Genomic DNA, 17,498 nt, shown 5'->3' with positions numbered 1-17,498 from the left:
AGATTCCGCCAAAACGGGAAGGGTCGCGATGAGCTGGTTTCAGGCATGGGGGAGCGTGGTGCTGCTGGGCGGCCTTGTGGCTGCCTCTGGCGCTGTGGCGCAGTCGGATCAGGCAGCTAAGGCGCCGGGGTCGCTGGCCGAGGCCTCAAGTTTTTTCAAGGCACCACCGCTTGATGGCTGCCGGATCGCATTTGACGATCTGATCAAGGGCGGCTCCAAAGCGCTGCGGGGCCAGTGGTTTGTGCAGAAGGGGCCGGGGGAGACCGGGCTGCCGGTTGGCGGCCGCGTCGATATGCAACCGCTGCCGCAGCGCGCGGGTGAGGTGCTGACACTGAGATTTCGCAATGGCCGTCTGGTGGCGGATTCTGCCGTGTCCGGGGTGATCCCCATCGGCGTGCTGGACCGGGCGCCACCTGAGCCGGGCACGGGGCTGAGGGCCGAAAGCGTTGGCCGCGGCGATCTGGCGGATGGCGCGGAGGTCTTCCTCGATGAGCTGGGCGTGGGGCGGCTGCCCTGCGGGGTGGAGCAGATGCTGCAACTGAGGCTGCAATCAGAACGCGACACCGGCACCGGAGACGTTTTGCGGCAGGATATCCGTCTGTTCCTGATTGATCAGACCCGGATGAGCGGCACCTACCGCGAAACCGGACCGGGTGGGCGGCTGGAACGCGGGGTGATCTCCCTGATGCGGCGCTGATGCTGCGGGTCAGGTCATCGGCGGAGGCTGCCGCGCGCGGCCTTCACCATTTGCTCACCCTAGCTGCATTTGCGCCCTTGTGGTCCGGGCGCGCTGCGGGCAATGTGACACCAAACATTGAGGCACGGCGGTTGAAATCCCGACACCGCTGCACCAGATAAACAGCCAATGAGGAGACGCGCCGAAGCTGCCGATAATCGGGGCGGGGGCGTCTTGCCAAACCAAAGGACCGAGTATGCAAGAGCCACTCAATTCATCCTACCCCGTCCTGCCGCTGCGCGATATCGTTGTGTTCCCGCATATGATCGTGCCGCTGTTCGTCGGGCGGGAAAAATCGGTGCGTGCCCTGGAAGAGGTGATGACCGACGACAAGCAGATCCTGCTGTCCAGTCAGATCGACCCGGCGGAAGATGATCCGCAATCCGATGGCATCTACAGTGTCGGCGTGCTGGCCAATGTGCTGCAGCTGCTGAAACTGCCCGACGGCACCGTGAAGGTGCTGGTCGAAGGTCATGCGCGGGTGAAAATCACCGAATATCTGGACAACGACAACTTCTTTGAAGCGCGCGCGGAGTATCTCAGCGAGATTCCCGGCGATGTCACCACCGTGGAGGCGCTGCTGCGCACGGTCGGCGATGAGTTCGAGCGTTATGCCAAGGTCCGCAAGAACATCCCGGAAGAGGCGCTGAGCGCCGTTGGAGAGACCACGGAGCCGGCCAAGCTGGCCGATCTGGTCGCCGGTCATCTGGGGATCGAGGTCGACAACAAACAGGATCTTCTGGAAACCCTGTCGGTGAGCGAACGTCTGGAGAAGGTCTATGGCCTGATGCAGGGCGAGCTGTCTGTGCTGCAGGTCGAGAAGAAGATCAAGACCCGCGTCAAATCCCAGATGGAGAAGACCCAGCGCGAATATTATCTGAATGAGCAGATGAAAGCCATTCAGAAGGAGCTGGGCGACAGCGAGGACGGTTCTAACGAAGTCGCCGAGCTGGAAGCCAAGATTGCCGAGACCAAACTCTCCAAAGAGGCGCGCGAAAAGGCCGAGGCCGAGCTGAAGAAGCTCAAGAACATGTCGCCGATGTCGGCGGAAGCCACGGTTGTGCGCAACTATCTGGACTGGATTCTGGCCCTGCCCTGGGGCACCAAATCCCGCGTGAAGAAAGATCTGAGCCGGGCGCAGGATATTCTGGACGCCGATCACTACGGGCTTGAGAAGGTCAAGGAACGTATCGTCGAATATCTCGCGGTGCAGCAGCGCTCGGCCAAGCTGAAGGGGCCGATCCTCTGCCTTGTTGGCCCTCCGGGTGTCGGCAAGACCTCGCTGGGCAAATCGGTGGCCAAGGCAACCGGTCGAGAGTTCATCCGCATTTCGCTGGGTGGCGTGCGCGACGAGAGCGAGATCCGCGGTCACCGCCGGACCTATATCGGCTCCATGCCCGGTAAGATCATTCAGGCGCTGAAGAAGGCCAAGACCACCAACCCGCTGATCCTGCTCGATGAAATCGACAAGATGGGGCAGGATTTCCGGGGTGATCCGGCGTCGGCGATGCTGGAGGTGCTGGACCCGGAACAGAACGCGACCTTCATGGACCACTATTTGGAAGTGGAATATGACCTGTCGAACGTGATGTTCCTGACCACCTCGAACAGCTACAACATGCCGGGGCCGCTGCTGGACCGGATGGAGATCATTCCGTTGTCCGGTTACACCGAGGATGAAAAGCGTGAGATCGCCAAGCAGCACCTGATTTCCAAGCAGGTGAAGAACCACGGTCTGAAGGCCAAGGAATTCGAGCTCACCGATGAGGCGCTGACCGAGATCATCCGCACCTATACCCGTGAGGCGGGGGTGCGGAATCTGGAGCGTGAGATCGCCAAAGTGGCGCGGAAATCGCTGACCAAGATCGTCAAGAAAGAGGCGGAGAGCGTTTCTGTCACGCCTGAGAATCTGGATGAATTCCTTGGGGTTGCGAAGTATCGCTATGGTCTCGCCGAGAAGGAAGATCAGGTCGGTGTTGTCACCGGTCTTGCCTATACTTCGGTCGGGGGTGAGCTGCTGAGCATCGAGGCGCTGCGCCTGCCGGGCAAGGGTCGGATGAAGACCACCGGCAAGCTGGGCGATGTGATGAAAGAGTCGATCGAGGCGGCTTCAAGCTATGTCCGCTCGATTTCGCCGCAACTTGGGGTGAAGCCGCCGAAATTCGACAAGCTGGACATCCACGTCCACGTGCCGGATGGCGCAACGCCGAAGGACGGCCCAAGCGCGGGTCTGGCCATGGTGACGGCAATTGTCTCGGTGCTGACAGGCATCCCGGTCCGCAAGGATATCGCCATGACCGGCGAGGTGACGCTGCGCGGCAATGCGACCGCGATTGGCGGTCTGAAGGAGAAACTGCTGGCCGCGCTGCGCGGTGGTATCAAGACGGTGCTGATCCCGCAGGAGAATGAGAAAGACCTGCCGGATATCCCGGATAACGTGAAGGAGGGGCTGGAGATCATCCCCGTCAGCCACGTCTCCGAGGTGCTGAAACATGCGCTGACCGATACGCCCGAACCCATCGAATGGGATGAGGCGGCAGAAGAGGCCGCCGCCGCTGCCAAGGCAGCATTGGGTGTTCCCGAGGATGGCGCCAGCGCCACCGCGCATTGATCCAGGCCACGGGTGCTGCCCCTAAGCTGTTGAGATCAATCCGCAATAGGTAACAATAGATGGGCGTCCCTTATCCGGGGCGCCCATCTGCCTTATGTCCTGTGAGATGCGTTTGCGACCTTCTTGAAGCAGGCGACCTGTCGGTTCGTCGGCCGTTGGAATAGGAAGAAATAGATCAGTTCGCCGCATTGTTGGGCCGCTTGATTGCCGAAACAGGGGATACGCAGGCCTGATATGACAGGGCGACGAGAAACCGGTTGTTGGCCGGTCCGCCGGGCGGTGGCTTGGCGGAGACGCGGGCGCGGGCCGTGTCATTGGCGGGTGATATCGTCATAATCGCCAAGTCGCAGATAGGCGTATTCACGGTAGAGTTTGATCGTCGGGCGCAGGCCGAAGAGGATGGATCCTACCAGAAACAGCCATGTGCCGGGGGTGACGGTTGCGTCGTTGAAGAACAGGATCGAACCTATCACAAACAGCACCGCAGCGGAGACATCGACCATCGTGTAGGCGATTTCACAATAGGCGTAGATCTTCTTGTGGCGGTCGCTGCGATTGCGATTGTCGGGGTGGAACAGGGCCATCATGTCCTCCGTCGGTCGGTGTCGGCTGCTTTTACCCTAACGCGCGGGGGGAGGATTGGTTCAAAGGGGATCTTCATAGCGGCAGTCAGTGCATCTCAGGGTTTCCCCGCAGGCCTCGCAAGAAAAAGGGCGACCGCAAAGGGCCGCCCAAATCAGGTTTTATTATTGTTTTCCCGAGGTTTCGGGTTCTTCCGTCTGGCGCCCGCTCTTATTCGGCGGGCTTGATCCAAGGCGCTGCATTGGGCAGCGCATCTTGGATGTTCGGGGCGGGCGACAGGGTCGCGATGCCGGGTCAGGCCGCTTTGGGCGCCATTTTTGCCTGCACGGTGGCGATGGCCACGGCGTCGGGGCTGACGTCATCGGCGGTGGCCTGCTTCAGGATTGCCGCCATGGTGACCTCCAGCGCCTCAAGCCGTTCGGCCACAAAGCTGTTGCGGTTGCCGATTTTCAGGATCTCGGTGGCGACATTGATAATGCCGCCGCCATTGGCCACGAAATCGGGCGCGTAGAGGATGCCGCGTTTGTGCAGTGCGGCTGCATCCTCGGCCGAGGCCAGCTGATTGTTGGCACCGCCTGCGACCAGGGCAACCTTCAGCTGCGGAATGGTTTCGCTGTTGAGGATGCCGCCGATCGCGCAGGGGGCAAAAATATCGGCCTCCACCGCGTAGATCTCATCGGGGGCGACAGCCGTGGCACCAAAGGCGGCAACTGCGCGTTCAACCTGTGCGCTGTTTACATCGGTGACGATCAGCTTGGCGCCGGCCTTGTTGAGAAAATCGCAGAGATACCAGCCGACATGGCCCAGGCCCTGAACCGAAACAACCCGGTTTCTGAGGTCGATCTGACCGGTCTTATGCGCCCAGGCGGTGCGGATCGCATTGAAGATGCCGCGCGCCGTGATGGGTGAGGGGTCACCGGAGGCATATTCACCATCGGCAAGCCCGGCGACGGAGCTGGTTTCCTCGGCCAGGATGGCCATGTCCGCGGGGCTCATGCCCATATCCTCGGCGGTGATGTAACGCCCGTCCAAGCTGTCGATGGCGCGGGCAAAGGCGCGCAGCAGCTCCGGGGTTTTCTGGGTGGCGGGATCACCCATGATCACCGCCTTGCCGCCGCCAAGCGCGAGGCCTGCTGCGGCGTTTTTGTAGGTCATGCCTTCGCTCAGGCGTTTGACATCGGTCAGCGCGTCATCGGCGCTGGCGTAGGGGCGCATCCGCAGCCCGCCGGCCGCCGGGCCAAGCAAGGTGGAATGCACGGCGATAAAACCGGTGAGACCAACCGAGGCATCCTCGACGCGGTAGATTTCTTCATGTGTCGAGGTGGCGACGGGGGTGATTGTGGCTGTCATCTTTGGATTGCTCCTCCATTTCACCGCAGAATACCGCCACGCAACCGCCGGTTTCCTCCAAAATACGTCGCAGTTATTGATGCTGTTGGTGGTTTTCCCTAATATCTGGCCAAAATTAGGGGGAAACACGTGGATAAGATTGATCGCAGGATTCTGGCCGCCCTGCAGGAGAACGGTCGGATGAAGATCGCCGAGCTGGCGGAGAGAGTCGGCCTCTCTGCGACGCCCTGTGCGCGGCGGGTCGCCAATCTGGAGGACAGCGGCGTGATTTCGGGCTATTCAGCGCGGGTAGATCAGGCCGAGGTTGGCCTGCCGGTCACCATCTTTGTCGCGGTGGAGCTGGAACGCCAGTCCAGTGAGGGATTGCAGGCCTTTGAGGCAGCGGTGCGGCGGTTCGATCAGGTGATGGAATGTTATCTGATGACCGGGAGCCGCGATATTCTTCTGCGGGTCGTGGCGCAGGATCTGACCGATTTCGATCAGTTTCTGGAGCATCGTCTGATGCGGGTCCCCGGCATTCGCAACACCCGGTCCAGTTTCACCCTGCGCACGATGATCTGCCGCAATGTGCTGCCGCTGGAGTAGGAGGGGGCAGCGCCCGTGCGGCGCAAAAATCGCAGCGCAGCGGGATTTTTCATCACCCCCCTCTTGCAGCGACGCGCGACCGGCGGTATGACCGCCGCCAAGGGTGATTAGCTCAGTGGTAGAGCGCTTCGTTCACATCGAAGATGTCAGGAGTTCAAATCTCTTATCACCCACCATCCTCCTTTTGCAGTGCCGATTAGCTGACCTCTGCGTCTTGTGGTGCGGACGTGGTGTCGCGTTTCGCGCTTGGTTCTTCTCAGGCCGGAGAAACCTGTCTAGATGTTTAGGCAAGGGCCGGAGGGTCGGGCATCAACGAGGGCGGGCATGGACTATCCGAAGATCTGGTTTCTGCGGCATGGGCAGACGGAATGGAACGCCGAAGGGCGCATTCAGGGACAGCTGGAATCGCGGCTGAGTCCGCTGGGGATTGAGCATGCGCAGCAGCAGGCGGGGCTGATGGCGCCGATTCTGGCACAGGGGCCTGCCTGCTATGTCTCGCCGTTGGGGCGGGCGCAGCAGACGGCGCAGATCGCACTTGGCGGTCAACCCTATGTCACGGACGCCCGGCTGGCCGAGGCGCAGGCCGGCGTGTTTCAGGGCATGACCCGTGCCGAGGTCGCGGCTGAATACCCGGATATCTACGCCGCCAACCCGCTCAATCTGGATTTGTTCTGTGCGGCGCCACAGGGCGAGGGCTTTGCTGCGTTTCAGGCCCGGATCACGGATTTCCTGACCGGGCTGAGTGAGCCGACCGTTGTGGTGGCGCATGGGCTGTGGGGGCAGGTCCTGCGGGGGGTGATCTGCGGCTTGTCGCGCGCGGAAATGGCCGCCTTGCCCAATGAACAGGGCTGCATCTACGAGTTGTCGCAGGGCATGGAGCGGGTGCTGCGCTAGGGGCGGGAATTTTTTCGCAGATTTTTGCGATTTGCCTCTTGCGCAGAGCGCGCGCATTCTCTAAATCCGCGCTCACCGGGTCGTTAGCTCAGTTGGTAGAGCGCTTCGTTTACACCGAAGATGTCGGGAGTTCGAGCCTCTCACGACCCACCATTTCCCCCTTGAATTCCATATCAATAAGCTCTGCCAGCGCCAAAGTTGCGAGGCATATGGTTTCACAGTAGGCTCATGTCGCTCCTTCGGCGCATTTCCCGCCGGAGGGGAGTTTTTTTACCGAGTATATGACGTGGAGTTTATGTCGTGAAATATTTTGCAATCCTTTCAGTCGTGGTCTCTGTCCTGTTCTGTCTGCCCGCAGCGGGGCAGGCCGGATCCTATAAACCGATCAAGACCGAGGCGGAGTTTCTCGCTCTTGTCGGTGGCAAGACCCTCAGCGCCGATTGGGGCAGTATGCAGATCCTGCCAAACGGGAAAATCAAGGGAAAAACCAACCAGGGCAAGCTGGTTGGCGCCTGGCAGTGGAATGGCGCCCTGTGGTGCCGCAATGTCCGCATCGGCAAGCAGCCGGAGCGGGGGACGGACTGCCAGAAAATCGGCGTCTCTGGAAACCAGATGCAGTTTATCCGCGAGCAGGGCCGGGGCGCGGCCGTTGTCATGGTTATCTCCAACTGATCAGGATAACCGGTGGCGCGGCTCTGGTATGGCGCGCCATCGGTGCTGGCTGCGGCATCTTGCGGCTGGATGGCGCTGTTGTTGTCGCCGCTTGGCTCCGTGATCCGCGGATCTGAGGTCGGCTGTGATTTTCTCGATGGATTATCCCTGGTGTCCGGCGGGACGCCAGATGGGAATTTCGGAAAAACAATGGGTTAGGCGGCAATTTGGCGGTGGCTTTGTTTTTTTTCACGGAAACCGGAGAAAATGCCAAAACACCGCTTGACGATCCCTCGGTGCTGCGAATATTACAGCCCAACATTCAGCGGCGACGTTGGATGGAACAGCAAGCGGTTGTAGCTCAGTTGGTTAGAGTACCGGCCTGTCACGCCGGGGGTCGCGGGTTCGAGCCCCGTCAACCGCGCCACTGCTGTCCGCCCCGGATCCGGGTTAAGGGATCCAGATGAAAGTAAATGCGCGGTTGTAGCTCAGTTGGTTAGAGTACCGGCCTGTCACGCCGGGGGTCGCGGGTTCGAGCCCCGTCAACCGCGCCACTTTCATACGATGCCCTGTCGTTCAGGGTCCGCCCCGGAGGGGATATATAGGTCAGGCTGCTGCCTGATTTGCCGAAAGGCCCATGCGCGGTTGTAGCTCAGTTGGTTAGAGTACCGGCCTGTCACGCCGGGGGTCGCGGGTTCGAGCCCCGTCAACCGCGCCACTTTCTTCCCTAAATTTGTGGATGAACGCTCCCTGCTTCGGCGGGGTTTTTGCGTTTTGTGGCGTGGCGTTACGGTGATTGCCCTGTCGAGATGTGGTGCGCGCCGGAGCGCACACCACTGGTGATCTTACGCTTTGGTCAGCGCGTCCAGCACGCGTGCCCAGGAGCGGATGCCCTTGTGGAAGCTTTCCAGATCGTATTTCTCATTTGGGGAGTGGATGGCGTCATCTTCATTGGCAAAGCCGATCAGCATCGCATCCATACCGAGGATGGATTTGAAGAAGCCGGCAATGGGGATCGAGCCGCCCATGCCGCAGAATACGGCTTCGCGGTTCCATTCATCCGACAGCGCACCGCGGGCGGCTTCGAATTCGGGGCGGGCGATATTCATCACCGAGGCACGCGAGCCCTCCAGATCATTGTCCCAGACCACCTTGCAGTCAGGCTTCAGCCGGTCTTCGACATGTTTGCGGATTTTCAGGCGCAGCGCATCCGGGTCCATGTCGCCGACCAGACGGCAGGTGATCTTGCAATGCGCCTCAGACGGGATCACGGTTTTGGAGCCGGCACCGTTGTAGCCACCCCAGAGGCCGTTCACCTCCAGCGTTGGGCGGGCCCATTGCTGTTCCAGAACCGAGCGGTCCTTTTCCCCGTGGGCCTGAGTATAGCCTGCGTTGGAGAGATAGTCCTTTTCATCAAAGCCGCAGCCTTCCCACTGGCGCAGCTGCTCTTCCGGCACCTCATGCACGCCCTCATAGAAGCCCTCAACCGCGACCTTGCCGGTGTCTTCGTCATAGAAGGACGCGACGATGCGGCTGATTTCGCGCAGCGGGTTGAGGCCGGGGCCGCCGTAATGGCCGGAATGCAGGTCGATGCGCGGGCCGATCAGGGTGAACTCATCCTTCAGCATGCCGCGCAGCTGCGAGGAAATCGACGGCACCCCGCGCGACACCATCGAGGTGTCGCAGATCAGCGCCAGATCCGCTTTCAGCTCGGCTGCGTGCTGTTCCATGAAGGGCACGAGAGAGGGCGAGCCGCTCTCTTCCTCGCCCTCAAAGAAGAAGGTGATACGGCAGGGCAGGGTGCCATTGACCGCCTGCCAGGCGCGGCAGGCCTCGACAAAGGTCATCAGCTGGCCCTTGTCATCCGAGGCGCCACGGCCGCGAATGACGGTGCCGCGCGCGGTCTCTTCCAGCTGCGGCTCAAACGGGGGAGTGGTCCAGAGGTTCAGCGGATCCACCGGCTGCACGTCGTAATGGCCGTAGAATAGCACATGCGGCAGCGCCTCATCCTGAGGGCCGACGTGACCTACCACCATCGGGTGGCCGGGAGTGACGCGCTTTGCGGCCTCGATGCCGATGGATTGCAGATCCGCCACCAGCCAATCGGCAGCCTTGTCGCATTCGGCCTTATAGGCGGGATCGGTTGAGATCGACTGGATGCGCAGCAAATCCATCAGCCGCTGCGTCGCGGCATCAAGGTCGCTGTCAATCCGGTTCAGGACGTCGTTCAAGGACATGGTCAGGGGGCTCCTGCAATTGATGATTGGCTCGCCGCGGAGCCTAACAGTGCCCGCCGGCAGGGGCCAGAGGCTGCCCACCTGTGATGTGCCAGTGATAAGCCTGTGATATGCGTCGGTTTGTAGCGTCAAACGGGCGTTACAATTCTTGCTGCCGTCGGCGCAAAGGTCTATTTGACCTGCATCAAGGCTGGACCGGCCCCTTCACCGTATTTGATTGATCAAACGGAGGGATCGGGTTATTTATTCGGTAACGTGAATATATCAGCCCGACCACAGCTCGCGCCAGATCCGCTGGTGCCAACTATGCCATGGAGATGCCGGTGGACTATACCGCGAAACTCGACCAAGCGATTGCTCAGCTTCACACCGAAGGTCGCTACCGGACATTTATTGATATCGAACGGCAGAACGGTCAGTTTCCACATGCGGTCTGGACCCGTCCCGACGGCAGTAAACAGGACATAACGGTCTGGTGCGGCAACGATTATCTGGGCATGGGTCAGCACCCGGTTGTGCTGGAGGCAATGCATGGGGCCATTGATGCCACCGGTGCAGGCTCCGGCGGCACCCGCAATATTTCGGGCACCACGGTCTATCACAAACAGCTGGAAGCCGAGCTGGCGGACCTGCATCAGAAAGAGGCGGCGCTGCTGTTCACCTCGGCCTATATCGCCAATGATGCCACGCTGAGCACGCTGCCCAAGCTGTTTCCCGGTCTGATCATCTTTTCCGATGCGCTGAACCACGCCTCGATGATCGAAGGTGTGCGGCGCAATGGCGGGGCCAAGCGCATCTTCCGCCACAATGATGTTGCGCATCTGCGGGAGCTGCTGGCAGAGGCGGATCCTGCGGCCCCCAAACTCATCGCCTTTGAATCGGTCTATTCCATGGATGGCGACTTTGGCCCGATTGCCGAGATCTGCGACCTGGCTGATGAATTTGGCGCGCTCACCTATATCGACGAAGTTCATGCGGTTGGCATGTATGGCGCGCGCGGTGGCGGTGTGACCGAACGCGACGGGCTGATCGATCGCATCGACATTGTGAACGGAACCCTGGCCAAGGCCTTTGGCGTGATGGGCGGCTATATCGCCGCATCGGAAAAAATGTGCGACGCCATAAGATCTTATGCGCCGGGCTTCATCTTTACCACGTCGCTGGCCCCGGCGGTAGCGGCAGGGGCGGCGGCCTCGGTTGCCCATCTGAAGACGGCGCCGGAACTGCGCGAACAGCACCAGTTGCAGGCACGTATTCTGAAGATGCGGCTGAAGGGGCTTGGCCTGCCGATCATCGACCATGGCAGCCATATCGTGCCGGTGATCGTCGGCAACCCGGTCCATACCCAGAAGCTGAGCGACATGCTGTTGTCGGATCACGGGATCTATGTGCAGCCGATCAACTTCCCGACAGTGCCGCGCGGCACCGAGCGGCTGCGCTTTACCCCATCCCCGGTACATGGTCCCAAAGAGATTGACGCCCTGGTCAAGGCAATGGATGGGCTCTGGTCGCATTGTGCGCTGAATCGTGCCGAAATGGCGGGCTGAATCATAGCGCTGTGTCAAAATGGTAAGATTGTGGTAGTATGACCATAATCAAAGGGCGCAGGCGAATCGCATTCCGCGGATCCATGACGTCCTGAATGTCGAATGCGGCAGGCTAAAATGGGACAGCAGGCATGATCGGGCGCCTTACTCAGCGCAAATCGAAGACGCACGACGAATCGCCAAGGCCTCGCAGCTTTGATGATTACGAGCTTCGGTTGGGTGACATTATGCGCGGTGAACGGGCCACGATGGGCAAGTCGCTGCTGGATGTCCAACGTGAGCTGCGGATCAAAGCCTCCTACATCGCCGCGATTGAGAATTCTGACCCGACTGTCTTTGACACGCCGGGTTTTATTGCGGGTTACGTGCGCTCTTATGCGCGCTATCTCAATATGGATCCCGACACCACATTTGACGCCTTCTGCCAGGAAAGCGGTTTCCAGGTGGCCCATGGCATGTCCGCCGAGGCATCAGTGCGCAAATCCGCCGGGAAACCGATTGCAACCGGCATGGGTGGGCTGCGCAGCGATGCCTTCACCTCTCCCAATACTCCCTTCGTACCCGCAGCCAGCAGCGTCTTCAGCCAGATCGAGTTGCGCGCGGTGGGGTCGCTTGCGGTGCTGGTGGCGCTGATCGGCGGCATTGGCTACGGCGGTTGGGCGGTTCTGAAAGAGGTCCAGCAGGTGCAGATGGCGCCGGTGGATCAGACCCCCATCGTGCTGGCTGATCTGGATCCGTTGGCCGGGGCTGCCCGCGAGGGGGATGCCCAGAACGAAGATCCCGCACTTGAGGCGCTGGATCGGCTCTATCGCCCGCAGGCGCTGGACGTGCCGGTCATGGTGCCGCGCGACGGCCCGATCGCGACGCTTGATCCACGCGGCTTCGGCAATTTTGTCATGCCGGAGCTGCCCTCGGTTGCGCTGGCAGATGCCAGCCTCAGCACGGCAGCACCGCTGCCCGCCATGCCGCAGGTCGTGGAAGAGACCGCGCCCGCGCTGCAGATGGTCGCCGTGCGCCCGTCCTGGGTTCAGGTCACTGCCGTGGATGGCAGCGTGATCTTTGAAACCATCATGGAGCCGGGTCAGCATTTCGAAATTCCCGCCACCGAAGAGGCACCGCTGCTGCGCACCGGCGAGAGCGGCGCGATTTACTTCGCAGTGAACGGCGCCCATTACGGACCGGTCGGCGAACGGGGGCAGGTGACGAAGAACGTCGTGCTGTCCTCCGATGCGCTCACCGAACGGTTTGCGCTGGCCGATCTGAGCGAGGATCGCAACAGCGCACTGGCCACGCTGGTCGCTGAATTGCAGGCCAGCAGCCTCACCGTTCCCGTGACCGAGGCCACGGGCGAATAGGCCCCGTCCGGCCGGATGTCTCCAGCCGGGGCGTCGGACCTGCCTTTGCCGTACAGCTGACCTTTCTGAGCCCGGGCCTCCCTCATGGGCCACGCGTGGTGATTGCGACATCTGGCCTGCGACCTTCAGGATTGCCCGCCTCCCATTGAAGCTGCGCGAGACTGCGCGTATCTATGCCCGGAACCCTGAACAGCGCGGACCGGACCTCATGTCGATCAACCACATTCGCCCCTGGCGCCACATCGAACGCCGCAAAAGCCGCCAGATCCATGTCGGCAATGTGCCTGTGGGTGGCGATGCGCCGATTGCGGTGCAGACGATGACCAATACGCTGACCACGGATGTTGCCGCGACGGTGGCCCAGGTGCAGGCCGCAGCGGAGGCTGGCGCCGATATCGTCCGGGTCTCGGTCCCGGATGAGGCCTCCTCCAAGGCACTAAAGGAAATCGTTCGCGAAAGCCCGGTGCCTATCGTTGCCGATATCCATTTCCACTACAAACGCGGCATCGAGGCCGCCGAAGCTGGCGCTGCCTGCCTGCGCATCAACCCGGGCAACATCGGCGATGAAAAACGCGTGGCCGAAGTGATCCGAGCGGCCCGCGACCACAATTGTTCGATCCGCATCGGCGTCAATGCCGGTTCGCTGGAAAAACACCTCCTCGACAAATACGGCGAACCTTGCCCGGAGGCGATGGTGGAGAGCGGTCTCGATCACATCCGTATCCTTCAGGATCACGATTTTCACGAGTTCAAGATTTCGGTCAAAGCCTCCGACGTTTTCATGTCCGCCGCCGCCTATCAGCAGCTGGCCGAGGCAACCGATGCGCCGATCCACCTTGGCATCACCGAGGCCGGGGGCTTTGTCTCCGGCACCATCAAATCCGCCATCGGCCTTGGCCAGCTGTTGTGGATGGGCATCGGTGACACGCTGCGGGTCAGCCTCTCCGCCGATCCGGTGGAAGAGGTGAAAGTGGGCTTTGAAATCCTGAAATCCCTCGGCCTGCGCCACCGTGGCGTCAATATCATCTCCTGTCCCAGCTGCGCTCGGCAGGGGTTTGATGTGATCAAGACGGTGGAGGCGCTCGAAAAGCGCCTGGAACATGTGAAGACCCCGATGAGCCTCAGCATCATCGGCTGTGTGGTGAATGGCCCGGGCGAGGCGTTGATGACAGACGTGGGTTTCACCGGTGGCGGCGCGGGATCCGGCATGGTTTATCTGGCCGGCAAGGCCAGCCACAAGATGTCCAATGATCAGATGGTGGATCACATCGTCGAAGAGGTAGAGAAAAAGGCGGCTCAGCTGGATGCAGAGGCCGCCGCGGCGGAATAGATCCGCGACCACAAACTGACAACGAGATGAGCAAAAGGGCGCTATGATGACATCAGCGCCCTTTTCTCGTGTCTGTTTCGCCCGTCATCTTTCCCGAAATACTCCGGGGGTCTGGGGGCTGGCCCCCAGTGTGACCTGTGCCTGGGGGCTGGCCCCCAGTCCGCCCTGCATATAGGGGGCAACCTGCGTCACAGCCCCAGAAAAATCAGCTGCGGTTCTCGCGGATCTCGGCGACCATGATTTCCATCTGATCGGCGGGCAGGTAGCCACGCAGCAGCTCATCGCCGAGGACAAAGGTCGGGGTGCCCGAAATCGCCAGCTGCTGGGCCAGCGCGCGGGTTTCCTGCAGCTGACGGGCAATCTCGGGATCTGACATCCGCGCGAGGATCGCATCGGCGTCCAGATCCAGCCCCTCTGCCAGACGGCGCAGCGTGCCTTCGTTCGGCTCGCCTCCGAGGGTGATCAGCGCGTCATGCACCATCTTGTAGGCTTCATCCCCGGCGACCATCTTGGTGGCGATCGCAAACCGCGAGGTCAGCACGGAAGCCTCGCCGAGGATCGGGAATTCCTTGATGATCAGGCGGATATTGCCATCGCCGGAGACCAGTTTTTCCACCTCCGGCGCGGCGCGGCGGCAGTAGCCGCAGCGGTAGTCCATGAATTCGACCAGCGTGATATCGCCCTCGGGGTTGCCGCCGACCCAGGAAAACCCGTCATCATGCAGCGCGGTCATATTCTCGGCCACCAGCGCATCGTCGCGGGCGGCCTCATCGGCGGCCTGCTGCTGTTCCAGCTTGTTGACAGCCTCCAGGATCACTTCCGGGTTCTCCAGCAGATAGGCACGCACCTCGGCGCCAAAGGCGGCGCGTTCCTCGGCGCTCATCTTGCCGAGGTCGAGCGCCGAAGCGGCAGGAGCGATCATCAGCCCAAGCGACAGGGCGGCCGCCGACAGAACAGGCAGCGCCGGGGCGGGAAGGCGGGCAATACGGGTCATCTCGATTTCCTTTTTTCGTGTTGTTCGGCGGCAATCAGCACATCTTGTGCACGTCGCCAGGCAGGGGATCCGGTGGGCAGCTGCGCGGTGGCCCGTTTGGCATGGAGACCCGCATCCTTCAGCCGACCCTGTAGCGCATAGCGCTCGGCGGTGGCCAGTGCTGCCATGCCGGACTGGCCAAGTTTCGCGTAGGCCTGCGCCATGTCCCGCAGCATGTTGGCGTTGCGGAAATCCTGCGCGCGGGAGGCCTCAAGGGATTTCAGCGCCGCTTTCGGCTGGCCCGCCGCCAGTTGCGCGCGTCCAAGGCTGGCGAGGATCAGCGGATCACGCCCCGCCTTCTGAACGGCCCGGCCATAGGCGGCAAGTGCCGGCTGCCAGCGGCGGTTCTCCATCAGGATCTGGCCTTTCAGCTCCTGAAAATAGGGATCGGAGGGGCGGATCGCGAGGGCGCCGTCGATGGCGCGCAGGGCCTTGTTCAGATCGTTGCGGCGGTGATGGGCGATGGCTTCGCGCATCAGGCGCACATCCTTGTAAGGCTCATCCCCGATCCGGCGCAGGGTCCATTTGGGTGACCGGGTAAAGGCTGACAGCTTGCCGCGCACCCGCGCAAACCAATAGATCGCGTTGGCATCGGGTTTGGCGCTGTCACCGTGGCTCGCCAGATAGGCCTCGGCGGCGCGGATCCGGTCGCGGCTGAGCGGATGCGAGCGCATATAGGGATCCTGATTGACCGGGCTCAGCAGCTCTTGCCCGGCAAAGATCTTATGCACATCGACCAGTCCGCGCGGGCTGACACCGGCCCGTTGCAGGATGCCTGCGGCGGTGCGGTCGGCAGAGGCTTCCTCGGCGCGGGTATGAGCCAGAAAGCCGCGCAGCGCGGAGGATTGCGTGCCAAGCGCGATTCCGGCGGCGGCTTCCCCGGCGCCAGCGGCAGCCGCCAGCACCGCAAGAGCCGCGCCAAGCCCCGCCGCGGAGCGCGCAGAGCGCATGTTCTGCATCCGCCGGGACAGGTGGCCATTGGTGATATGCGCGGCCTCATGGGCGATCACGGCCTGCAGCATCTCGGGGCGGTCCACCTTCAGGATCAGCCCGTAATGTATGAAAATCGTTTGGGAATCGATGACGAAAGCATTGAAGGAGCCGTCATTGACCACCAGCACCCGCACCCGTTTGGCATTCAGCCCGGCGGCGCGCAGCACCGGGGCTGCCAGCTCGTTCAGTCCGCGTTCGATATCAGGATCGCGCAGCAGCGAGATCGAGGCCGCCTGCGCCGCGGGGGCCAGTGACCCCGCGACGAAACACAGCGCGGCAAGGGCCAGAGCCGGGATTGACGCGAGGCGGGAGAAGCGGTCAAAGGTCATGGCCGCACCATGGGAGATCAACATGCGAAACTCAAGCCGGTCCAACGTGGATCCCTTCATTGTGATGGATGTGATGGACGCCGCACGCCGGGCCGAGGAAGCTGGACGCCATATCATTCATATGGAGGTGGGCCAGCCCTCAACCGGGGCGCCGGATGCCGCGCGCAGGGCGCTGGCGGAGGCGCTAGATCGCGACAGCCTCGGCTATACGGTGGCGCTGGGTCTGCCGGCGCTGCGCAAGCGGATCGCGCAGCTATATGGCGACTGGTACAATGTTGATCTGAATCCGGAGCGGGTGGTGATCACGCCGGGCTCTTCGGGGGCGTTCCTGCTGAGCTTTACCGCGCTGTTTGACAGTGGCGACCGGGTCGGCATCGGTGCGCCGGGCTATCCCTCCTACCGTCAGATTCTGCATGCGCTGGGGCTGACGCCTGTTGATATCGAAACCTCGCTTGATCACCGCCTGCAACCGGTGCCGCAGGATCTGGCGGGGCTGGATCTGGCGGGTCTGATGGTGGCCTCACCGGCCAACCCGACCGGCACCATGCTGGACCGGGATGCGATGGCGGCGCTGATTGATGCGGCACAGGGGCAGGGGGCGGCCTTTATCTCGGATGAGATTTATCACGGCATCGAATATGAGGCGAAAGCGGTCACCGCACTTGAGGTGACGGATGAGTGCTATGTGATCAATTCCTTTTCCAAGTATTTCTCCATGACTGGCTGGCGCGTGGGCTGGATGGTGGTGCCGGAAGACCACGTACGGGTGGTCGAGCGCATCGCGCAGAACATGTTCATCTGCGCGCCTCATGCCAGTCAGGTTGCCGCGCTTGCGGCGATGGACTGCGGTGCGGAGCTGGAGGAGAATCTGGCGGTCTATGCGCGCAACCGGGCGCTGATGCTGGAGGGGTTGCCAAAGGCCGGGTTTGACCGGATCGCGCCACCGGACGGGGCGTTCTACGTCTATGCGGATGTTTCCGAGCTGACCAATGACAGCCGCGCCTTTGCCAAGGAAATCCTGGATCAGGTCGGGGTGGCGGTGACGCCGGGGCTGGATTTCGATCCCAAGCGCGGCGCGACCACCTTGCGGTTCTCCTATGCGCGGTCGACGGCGGATATCGAAGAGGGGCTGACGCGGCTCAAGAGCTTTATGGAGCAGCGTCGGGTCTGAGAGCGCGTCGCGAAAGGGCAGGCCGTGCGGGGCAAGCGGATGAGGCTGGCAATCAGGCCTCGCGATGGCTTAGTCTTTGGCCAAAAGCCGTGCC

The 17,498-nt window shown here is 61.7% G+C and carries 14 protein-coding genes and 5 tRNA genes; 14 read left to right on the top strand and 5 right to left on the bottom strand.

Annotated features, from left to right (window positions below; all coding sequences use genetic code 11):
* The first annotated feature begins 28 nt into the window (after window positions 1-28).
* The gene (locus VWZ85_RS13875) at window positions 29-697 is read left to right on the top strand and encodes a hypothetical protein (protein ID WP_416588787.1); all 669 of its coding nucleotides are present in this window, start codon (window positions 29-31) and stop codon (window positions 695-697) included.
* Window positions 698-932: 235 nt separating this feature from the next.
* Window positions 933-3,347: an endopeptidase La gene (gene lon, locus VWZ85_RS13870; RefSeq protein WP_416535159.1), complete on the top strand. Its 2,415-nt coding sequence runs from the start codon at window positions 933-935 to the stop codon at window positions 3,345-3,347.
* Window positions 3,348-3,658: 311 nt separating this feature from the next.
* Here the strand turns inward: lon and VWZ85_RS13865 are convergent, their stop codons facing one another.
* Window positions 3,659-3,931, bottom strand: a complete 273-nt coding sequence (locus tag VWZ85_RS13865) for a YrhK family protein (RefSeq protein WP_416539811.1) — start codon at window positions 3,929-3,931, stop codon at window positions 3,659-3,661.
* A 292-nt stretch (window positions 3,932-4,223) separates the two neighbouring features.
* Window positions 4,224-5,279, bottom strand: coding sequence for a Leu/Phe/Val dehydrogenase (locus VWZ85_RS13860; protein WP_416538972.1), 1,056 nt, complete (start codon window positions 5,277-5,279; stop codon window positions 4,224-4,226).
* 129 nt (window positions 5,280-5,408) lie between these two features.
* On the opposite strand from VWZ85_RS13860, the gene VWZ85_RS13855 reads away from it, so the two are divergent.
* The 8 genes from VWZ85_RS13855 to VWZ85_RS13820 all read left to right on the top strand — a co-directional run bounded on the left by VWZ85_RS13855 (window position 5,409) and on the right by VWZ85_RS13820 (window position 8,127).
* The gene (locus VWZ85_RS13855) at window positions 5,409-5,864 is read left to right on the top strand and encodes an Lrp/AsnC family transcriptional regulator (protein WP_340545927.1); all 456 of its coding nucleotides are present in this window, start codon (window positions 5,409-5,411) and stop codon (window positions 5,862-5,864) included.
* Between the two features lie 101 nt (window positions 5,865-5,965).
* Window positions 5,966-6,040: transfer RNA gene (locus VWZ85_RS13850), tRNA-Val, on the top strand.
* Between the two features lie 148 nt (window positions 6,041-6,188).
* Complete coding sequence (locus tag VWZ85_RS13845; protein WP_416536883.1) at window positions 6,189-6,758, top strand: histidine phosphatase family protein; 570 nt, start codon at window positions 6,189-6,191, stop codon at window positions 6,756-6,758.
* A 77-nt stretch (window positions 6,759-6,835) separates the two neighbouring features.
* Window positions 6,836-6,911, top strand: a tRNA-Val gene (locus VWZ85_RS13840).
* 147 nt (window positions 6,912-7,058) lie between these two features.
* Window positions 7,059-7,430 carry a hypothetical protein gene (locus VWZ85_RS13835; protein ID WP_340545925.1) on the top strand — a complete coding sequence of 124 codons (372 nt, stop codon included), beginning with the start codon at window positions 7,059-7,061 and terminating at the stop codon, window positions 7,428-7,430.
* 329 nt (window positions 7,431-7,759) lie between these two features.
* A tRNA-Asp gene (locus VWZ85_RS13830) sits at window positions 7,760-7,836 on the top strand.
* 50 nt (window positions 7,837-7,886) lie between these two features.
* Window positions 7,887-7,963: transfer RNA gene (locus VWZ85_RS13825), tRNA-Asp, on the top strand.
* Between the two features lie 87 nt (window positions 7,964-8,050).
* Window positions 8,051-8,127 (top strand) — tRNA-Asp (locus VWZ85_RS13820).
* Between the two features lie 127 nt (window positions 8,128-8,254).
* Here VWZ85_RS13820 and VWZ85_RS13815 read toward each other — a convergent pair.
* Entirely contained in the window at window positions 8,255-9,646 is a 1,392-nt protein-coding gene (locus VWZ85_RS13815) for a M20/M25/M40 family metallo-hydrolase (protein WP_416588785.1), read from the bottom strand.
* 323 nt (window positions 9,647-9,969) lie between these two features.
* Here VWZ85_RS13815 and hemA point away from each other — a divergent pair, with 323 nt between their 5' ends.
* From hemA to ispG, 3 genes are all read left to right on the top strand, one after another.
* Window positions 9,970-11,193 carry a 5-aminolevulinate synthase gene (gene hemA, locus VWZ85_RS13810; protein ID WP_416588783.1) on the top strand — a complete coding sequence of 408 codons (1,224 nt, stop codon included), beginning with the start codon at window positions 9,970-9,972 and terminating at the stop codon, window positions 11,191-11,193.
* Between the two features lie 131 nt (window positions 11,194-11,324).
* Entirely contained in the window at window positions 11,325-12,548 is a 1,224-nt protein-coding gene (locus VWZ85_RS13805) for a helix-turn-helix domain-containing protein (RefSeq protein ID WP_416588781.1), read from the top strand.
* Between the two features lie 208 nt (window positions 12,549-12,756).
* Window positions 12,757-13,878 (top strand): flavodoxin-dependent (E)-4-hydroxy-3-methylbut-2-enyl-diphosphate synthase, encoded by a 1,122-nt coding sequence (gene ispG, locus VWZ85_RS13800; RefSeq protein ID WP_340545921.1) that lies wholly within the window; start codon window positions 12,757-12,759, stop codon window positions 13,876-13,878.
* Between the two features lie 205 nt (window positions 13,879-14,083).
* Here the strand turns inward: ispG and VWZ85_RS13795 are convergent, their stop codons facing one another.
* Together VWZ85_RS13795 and VWZ85_RS13790 are read right to left on the bottom strand one after the other, a co-directional pair.
* Entirely contained in the window at window positions 14,084-14,872 is a 789-nt protein-coding gene (locus VWZ85_RS13795) for a DsbA family protein (protein ID WP_416534240.1), read from the bottom strand.
* On the bottom strand, window positions 14,869-16,257 hold the full coding sequence (locus VWZ85_RS13790; protein ID WP_416534239.1) for a M48 family metalloprotease: 1,389 nt from the start codon (window positions 16,255-16,257) through the stop codon (window positions 14,869-14,871). The genes VWZ85_RS13795 and VWZ85_RS13790 overlap by 4 nt, the downstream gene beginning before the upstream one ends.
* Here VWZ85_RS13790 and VWZ85_RS13785 point away from each other — a divergent pair.
* Window positions 16,256-17,404: a pyridoxal phosphate-dependent aminotransferase gene (locus VWZ85_RS13785; RefSeq protein ID WP_416588779.1), complete on the top strand. Its 1,149-nt coding sequence runs from the start codon at window positions 16,256-16,258 to the stop codon at window positions 17,402-17,404. The two genes, VWZ85_RS13790 and VWZ85_RS13785, sit on opposite strands and share 2 nt — an antisense overlap.
* The last annotated feature ends 94 nt before the right edge of the window (window positions 17,405-17,498 follow it).

Origin of the sequence: Phaeobacter sp. JH20_29 (assembly GCF_048056175.1) — a bacterium.
GTDB lineage: Bacteria > Pseudomonadota > Alphaproteobacteria > Rhodobacterales > Rhodobacteraceae > Phaeobacter > Phaeobacter bryozoorum.
The sequence above is the reverse complement of the archived record's forward strand: the minus strand, read 5'-3'. Positions and strand labels throughout refer to the sequence as shown.

Coding starts and splice junctions, on each gene's coding strand:
- VWZ85_RS13790 (WP_416534239.1), bottom strand. CDS start 16,257: ATGTTGATCTCCCATGGTGCGGCCATGACCTTTGACCGCTTCTCCCGC.
- VWZ85_RS13795 (WP_416534240.1), bottom strand. CDS start 14,872: ATGACCCGTATTGCCCGCCTTCCCGCCCCGGCGCTGCCTGTTCTGTCG.
- VWZ85_RS13845 (WP_416536883.1), top strand. CDS start 6,189: ATGGACTATCCGAAGATCTGGTTTCTGCGGCATGGGCAGACGGAATGG.
- VWZ85_RS13865 (WP_416539811.1), bottom strand. CDS start 3,931: ATGGCCCTGTTCCACCCCGACAATCGCAATCGCAGCGACCGCCACAAG.
- VWZ85_RS13805 (WP_416588781.1), top strand. CDS start 11,325: ATGATCGGGCGCCTTACTCAGCGCAAATCGAAGACGCACGACGAATCG.
- VWZ85_RS13860 (WP_416538972.1), bottom strand. CDS start 5,279: ATGACAGCCACAATCACCCCCGTCGCCACCTCGACACATGAAGAAATC.
- VWZ85_RS13815 (WP_416588785.1), bottom strand. CDS start 9,646: ATGTCCTTGAACGACGTCCTGAACCGGATTGACAGCGACCTTGATGCC.
- VWZ85_RS13785 (WP_416588779.1), top strand. CDS start 16,256: ATGCGAAACTCAAGCCGGTCCAACGTGGATCCCTTCATTGTGATGGAT.
- ispG (WP_340545921.1), top strand. CDS start 12,757: ATGTCGATCAACCACATTCGCCCCTGGCGCCACATCGAACGCCGCAAA.
- lon (WP_416535159.1), top strand. CDS start 933: ATGCAAGAGCCACTCAATTCATCCTACCCCGTCCTGCCGCTGCGCGAT.
- VWZ85_RS13875 (WP_416588787.1), top strand. CDS start 29: ATGAGCTGGTTTCAGGCATGGGGGAGCGTGGTGCTGCTGGGCGGCCTT.